The 5324-nt window shown below is 42.2% G+C and carries 7 protein-coding genes and 1 pseudogene; 6 read left to right on the top strand and 2 right to left on the bottom strand.

Going from position 1 to position 5324, the window contains the following annotated elements:
• The 3 genes and pseudogenes from NWP22_RS14640 to NWP22_RS14650 all read left to right on the top strand — a co-directional run.
• On the top strand, positions 1-328 hold a 328-nt coding region (locus NWP22_RS14640; protein ID WP_280802039.1), incomplete at its 5' end, for a zinc ribbon domain-containing protein.
• Positions 329-355: 27 nt separating this feature from the next.
• Positions 356-481: pseudogene (locus NWP22_RS14645) on the top strand (ChuX/HutX family heme-like substrate-binding protein); the annotation flags it as partial.
• Between the two features lie 127 nt (positions 482-608).
• Positions 609-1415, top strand: a complete 807-nt coding sequence (locus NWP22_RS14650; protein WP_271732477.1) for a DUF6816 family protein — start codon at positions 609-611, stop codon at positions 1413-1415.
• A gap of 41 nt (positions 1416-1456) precedes the next feature.
• On the opposite strand, the gene bioU is transcribed toward NWP22_RS14650, so the two are convergent.
• Entirely contained in the window at positions 1457-2461 is a 1005-nt protein-coding gene (gene bioU / locus NWP22_RS14655) for a (S)-8-amino-7-oxononanoate synthase BioU (protein WP_271732478.1), read from the bottom strand.
• A 674-nt stretch (positions 2462-3135) separates the two neighbouring features.
• On the opposite strand from bioU, the gene NWP22_RS14660 reads away from it, so the two are divergent.
• From NWP22_RS14660 to NWP22_RS14670, 3 genes are read left to right on the top strand one after another with little or no spacing between them, the layout of a single operon-like run.
• Positions 3136-3345: a DUF2997 domain-containing protein gene (locus NWP22_RS14660; protein ID WP_271732479.1), complete on the top strand. Its 210-nt coding sequence runs from the start codon at positions 3136-3138 to the stop codon at positions 3343-3345.
• Between the two features lie 40 nt (positions 3346-3385).
• On the top strand, positions 3386-3772 hold the full coding sequence (locus tag NWP22_RS14665; RefSeq protein WP_271732480.1) for a DUF1257 domain-containing protein: 387 nt from the start codon (positions 3386-3388) through the stop codon (positions 3770-3772).
• The gene (locus tag NWP22_RS14670) at positions 3772-4230 is read left to right on the top strand and encodes a ferredoxin (protein ID WP_271732482.1); all 459 of its coding nucleotides are present in this window, start codon (positions 3772-3774) and stop codon (positions 4228-4230) included. Before NWP22_RS14665 ends, NWP22_RS14670 begins: the two co-directional genes overlap by 1 nt.
• 68 nt (positions 4231-4298) lie before the next feature.
• Here the strand turns inward: NWP22_RS14670 and NWP22_RS14675 are convergent, their stop codons facing one another.
• The gene (locus NWP22_RS14675) at positions 4299-5165 is read right to left on the bottom strand and encodes a hypothetical protein (protein WP_280802040.1); all 867 of its coding nucleotides are present in this window, start codon (positions 5163-5165) and stop codon (positions 4299-4301) included.
• Between the last annotated feature and the right edge of the window lie 159 nt (positions 5166-5324).

Below are 5324 nucleotides of genomic sequence, written 5' to 3' on the forward strand. Positions count from 1 at the left end.
GTCTGTACGGCAAATGCTGACTCTTTCCCATTACAAATTTGAGCGACATCTCAAGCAAGCTGCACAAAGGAAAGGTGTAATAGTCGTTCTTTGCAACGAATCATATACATCAAAAACCTGTGGTAACTGCGGTCATGTTCACTATAAATTAGGTGGGAACAAAGTTTTTAAATGTCCACATTGCGGAATACAGATTTGTCGTGATGTAAATGGCGCACGCAATATTTTATTGCGTGCTTTGCAAGCAACTGCCTTCACCGTGACCCATGATGAAATCATGCTTTCTGAGGAGTCAGAATTGACGGATGCCGTAGTTAATCTAGTTTAATCGCTTTGATTAGCTTAAAAGTTGCACAAGCAGGAAGTTGCTTTAAGTTTATTTTTGCAATGGGGTAAACCCGGAGAATATCAACCTGGACTTGAAGCTTGGCAAAGTTTACAGCAACAATATGGGGAAGTTTGGCAACCTCCACCGATGTAAATGCTAAACTACAAAAACATCTGTGTACCCTATAGCCATAGCCGCTAAGGTGTCTAGATCCGTGGTTAATTCATTCTGATTTATACAGCAATCAAAATATCAGCACTTTCAAAATCCCATAAAATTCATGCTGAGTCTCAGGGCGATTTGCACTTTTAGCTTAGTTATTTTCTGCCTACTCGGATGCAATGGTACAGCAGCAGCAGGAGAATTGTCTCAACGCCTGGCAAATTTTCCCCAGTGGGAACAGATAACATCTGTGGAAACTGCTCAAGGAGATTTGGTTTATCCTGATTGGATGGCTGGTTCATGGAAGGTGACAAGTACATTAGTAGATTTGGTTGCACCTTTAGCACCGGATATAGTCACCCCGGGATTTGAATCCAATCGCGAACAACTAAATCAACCTGTGAGTTTTGTCGTGCGTTTTATTAGACAAAAACCCCCTAGCAGTGGGTTAAAATTGATTCCGAAAATTGCCGAGCAATCATCAGTTGTAGTAGCAGATAGAAAATTTAATAGTTTAAATTTGGCTAAGGCTTATTTAGGTGAAGAAGCTGTTTTATCAGTGAAAATAGACCCACATTCACCTAATCGCCAAATTACCCGTTTACGTGGGGAATGCTTGACGGCTAAAGTTTGCGATCGCCAATTAGTTTCTATCATTAGCGCCCGCGCTACAGAAACCACCTCAGATGGTAATTTTATCACATCGGAAGTTTTTCAACAACTATTTAAAGGTGATTCGCGTCCATACTTCAATACCGTAGAATCAACTACAGCTTACAATAAATTGGCTACATTATATCCTACCATCGTCGCAGATCAAGTAACTGCTGTTTATCTTTCACCCCAAGACCCAAATTACTTTAGAGCGGCTTCTCATCCAGTGGCCCTCTATCGGTATCGCTTAGAATTTTCACCCACAAACTGAGGACAAATATCAGAAGGGGCTAGAGGCTAGCCCCTAGCAGCTTATTTCACAAATTGGGGCATAATTTCGGCTGCGGTGAAAATCCCATAAATACCGCGATCGTGTAATTGTTTACCAGCTTTAAGATAACCGAAGGCCGGACCACAAACATTCGCCGCCATACTGGTTTCATCTCCTAAGGTAAAGGTATGGGTGGAAATCTTACCTTCAAAGGTACGTCCTGTAACTTTAACGTTGGTGCTCAGAGGTTTTTTAGGATTGCGAGTGTCAACTATACCACCAACTGTAACGCGATCGCGCGAACAAATGCCGGCAAATTCTAACATCACATCATCAGCGTGTTCCATATTCTCTAAAGTCAACACGCCATTGGTTTTATCTAGTAGGGCTTCTACTTGTGCGTCAGTCATTGCCCTAGCCTTTTCTACAGTATAACCAGGCATATGGCCAATGTCCTCCCGAACTGTAGCCCGGTAAGCTTCCCAGTTAGCAATACCGACACCAAAGGTAATTTCTACCTTGTGAATTTCGGCGTAGCTTTGGGCTGCTAAAGCCGCCGCCGCTGTTAATAATCCAGGTGTAGCGCCACATCCAGACATATAAGTGATTCCGGCTGCTTGTAGTTCTGCTTTCATTGACAAAAGTTGTTCTACTGCGCTGGTACGCTTAATAGCATCCACTAACACACCCCGCCAACCCGATTTGATAAACTCTTGGGCTACTGAGGGGATAAAATCGTTAGGGAGGTTTGGTAAGGCAAGAAAGTAACCATCTACAGGCTGACCTGTCGCAATTAAATCTTGAATGCTGCTATTGCTTAATGTCCCAAATGGTTCTAAATAACCCACAGAACCTTGAGATTGGTAGGTTTGAATACATTGTTGAGTATTTAAACCTTCTGTAGAGTAAGCGTAGCCTTTTTGGTCGCCTGCTGCGACTAAGATCATTTCCCCTTTGCTGGAGAGGAGTTTTGCGGCTGCTTGTCCCAGTCCACCAAAACCCAGAACTCCGACGCGGATAGGTAGGTTGGTTAGTTGTGTATTCATAGTGAATTTACCGTGTTAGCTGATGGCTATAAAGGTTAATTATGCTCCATTATCCTGGTTTGGTTAGCTGAATAATGCTTTTTTTACGAGAATATTTTGCTGATTTGACCTTGGATCCCAAGACAGGGATGTTTATTATTTAACTTACCTCTGTGCCAAAATATTTAATAGGTATTTGTTATTATTAGCTTTGCTAAAAAGCAGCAACTAGAGCGTTTAATACATATGTACTATTACATGATCACATTGTATCCCAGAGCGCAGATATTAAATAATGCCACTGGGTAAAAGCACACACATTGAAGTTATCTATGGACAGAATAATATATATTCAATGGTACTGATAAACTTTTTCAATAAAAAGTATATTTTTGTGAAGCATAAAAGGGGCTAAACTACTGCTATAGCTTGATTTCAGGGTTTTTATTACCCATTTTTTCACAGGAATCGTGAGCTTGACTAATTAGTGAGGTTAAGAGAAACTAACTAATAAGTGATGTATGTGCTTATAATAATAATAAATTTTGTAAAGATTCTGAGATATATATTTTGAGAGATGGAACATTAGTTAGCAAATGCCAAGTTTGTATCTAAAACAATGTTCCCAGGGCTATATTTTTAGCCGGCTGCTCAGGCGGTCAAGTTCAAAAGTCGTATCATGGTTGGCCAAAAGTATGGAGACATTAGAGTTCATCATCTATCCAGACGGTCGAGTACAAGAAAAAGTCACTGGCATTATGGGCAATTCATGCGCTGAGGTCACAGCAGCAATAGAAGCACAGCTAGGACAAGTACTTAGTCATGAGCCAACCTCAGAATTTTTTGCTACTCAGTTGCAACAATCCTCCGTGGCTAATACCCAAGCCACATACAGCGATTGGTAAGTTTTTCCTCACAGTTTAGTCTCATTTATTAATCACTGCCATGTCACATTTTAGCCAAATTAAGACTCAAATCCGTAACCTGGACTCTTTAAAAGATGCACTCACTGAATTGGGCATAGACTGGAAACCCGGACCACGGGAAGTCCGTGGCTATCGCGGTCAAACCCATCCTGCGGAAGTCACTATTGAGCAGGAAAATGGCTATGACATCGGCTTTAGATGGAATGGCAAAGAATATGAATTGGTGGCTGACTTGCAATATTGGCAACAAGGCTTATCTGTGGATGGGTTCTTGCGCCAAGTAACCCAACGCTATGCTTACCAAACAGTGGTGAAAGAAACAGCTCGTGTAGGCTTTGAAGTGGCAGAACAACAAAAAAATCCAGATGGCTCAATTCGCTTAGTAGTACAACGCTGGAGTGCGTAATGGCTGATTTTCTGCCGTCGCCGTCAGAAGAAGAAAACAACCGTTCCGGTGCAGAACCAGAGTTAGGCGGTTTCTTACGGGATGAGCCAGAACGCTCTGGTTTAGAGCCGGAATTGGGTGGTGTTCAGCGTCAAAAGGGTGTTTACGTAGACGAGATCACCTGCATTGGCTGCTTACACTGCGCTCATGTGGCCCGTAACACCTTCTACATTGAAGCGGATTATGGGCGATCGCGCGTGATTCGTCAAGATGCTGATTCAGAGGAAGTCATTCAGGAGGCAATTGATACTTGTCCAGTTGATTGCATCCATTGGGTTGATTACACTGAACTGAAAAAGTTAGAAGAAGAGCGGAAATATCAGGTAATACCTATTGCGGGGTATCCAGTGGAACAGGCTGTATCTACTAGTCAACGGCGGCGTAAAAAACAAAAATTAAAACCTCCAAAAAACTCTTAATAACTTGTCATCAGAAAACCTCTATCAGATAGCCGAGTTCTTCCAGAACTCGGCTATCTGCTTATTTATTATTCATTTTCTGCAAATGTTTGGACTTTGCCATCAGGGCTGAGAAGGACTCGAATTCTGATAATTTCTCCCTTTTTATTGGCAGAAACAAAGGGTTTACCAATTTCAGGCATCCCCGCATCCTCAATGAATATTCTTGCAGCCTGATTGATGGGATAAATCTTGTCAATGCTACCATTATCATTAACCATTAAACTGTACTCTAGTGTTTGTGTAAATCCACTAGGTGGCTGCCAGCGCTTTGTAAATATTTCTCGAGCTTCTGCTACTTGAGGGATATCAAATAACTGACTACCGGCGGCCAAAGTTTCCGATTTGGGAGTTACCGGTTGACTCGTTGACCTACCAACTAATGAATTATTATTATTTGATGGAGTAGCAATATTTGCAGAGCCATTGATTGTGTTTTCCCTTTGCTGTAGATTGACTGCTGAAGATGGCGAAGAACTCTGATTTGGCTGGGGATTAGTGGAAACAGACAAGGGAACTGATGAGATACTGGGTAATGTATATCCAGAAGAGAGGCTACGCTGCGCGAACGGCTGAGATAGAAACACTGGATCCGGCCCAGATGGTAGGGATGAAGAGGGATTAGTCAGGATGCTAGAATTAGATGGCTTTAGGGGCGGTTCTGGGAATGTGCCAGTGGTAACTTGAGAGTTCGAGGCTAAGGTTTGTGGAGAGGTTAAATTACCCGCGGGCGTAACTTCGGGTTGCTGTGTGGGAACATCCACAGACGGTTTTACAGCAGTTTTCGCTATCTGTGTTTGATTTTGCCTATTATTGACAAAGTTCCAAGTCAGTGGTATAAGTCCTACACCTAAAACCATGACTGCGGCAATGGGAGACCAAGCTGGTAATCGCAAAAGTTTATTATTGTTATTTAACAGGACTTACGCAACTGGCACAAATAGGGAGCGGAGGGAGCCGCGCCACGGGACAATTTCAATTAAACCAAGCACATAGGAATACTTGGGCGTTTGAGTTGCTGTATTAAATAATTAGACAGCAAATTATGCTTGATT

The organism is Anabaenopsis tanganyikae CS-531, from assembly GCF_029891675.1.
GTDB lineage: Bacteria > Cyanobacteriota > Cyanobacteriia > Cyanobacteriales > Nostocaceae > Anabaenopsis > Anabaenopsis arnoldii.

Excerpts from the sequence above, each read along its gene's own strand:
- NWP22_RS14650 (WP_271732477.1), top strand. The coding sequence starts at position 609 with ATGCTGAGTCTCAGGGCGATTTGCACTTTTAGCTTAGTTATTTTCTGC.
- bioU (WP_271732478.1), bottom strand. The coding sequence starts at position 2,461 with ATGAATACACAACTAACCAACCTACCTATCCGCGTCGGAGTTCTGGGT.
- NWP22_RS14660 (WP_271732479.1), top strand. The coding sequence starts at position 3,136 with ATGGAGACATTAGAGTTCATCATCTATCCAGACGGTCGAGTACAAGAA.
- NWP22_RS14665 (WP_271732480.1), top strand. The coding sequence starts at position 3,386 with ATGTCACATTTTAGCCAAATTAAGACTCAAATCCGTAACCTGGACTCT.
- NWP22_RS14670 (WP_271732482.1), top strand. The coding sequence starts at position 3,772 with ATGGCTGATTTTCTGCCGTCGCCGTCAGAAGAAGAAAACAACCGTTCC.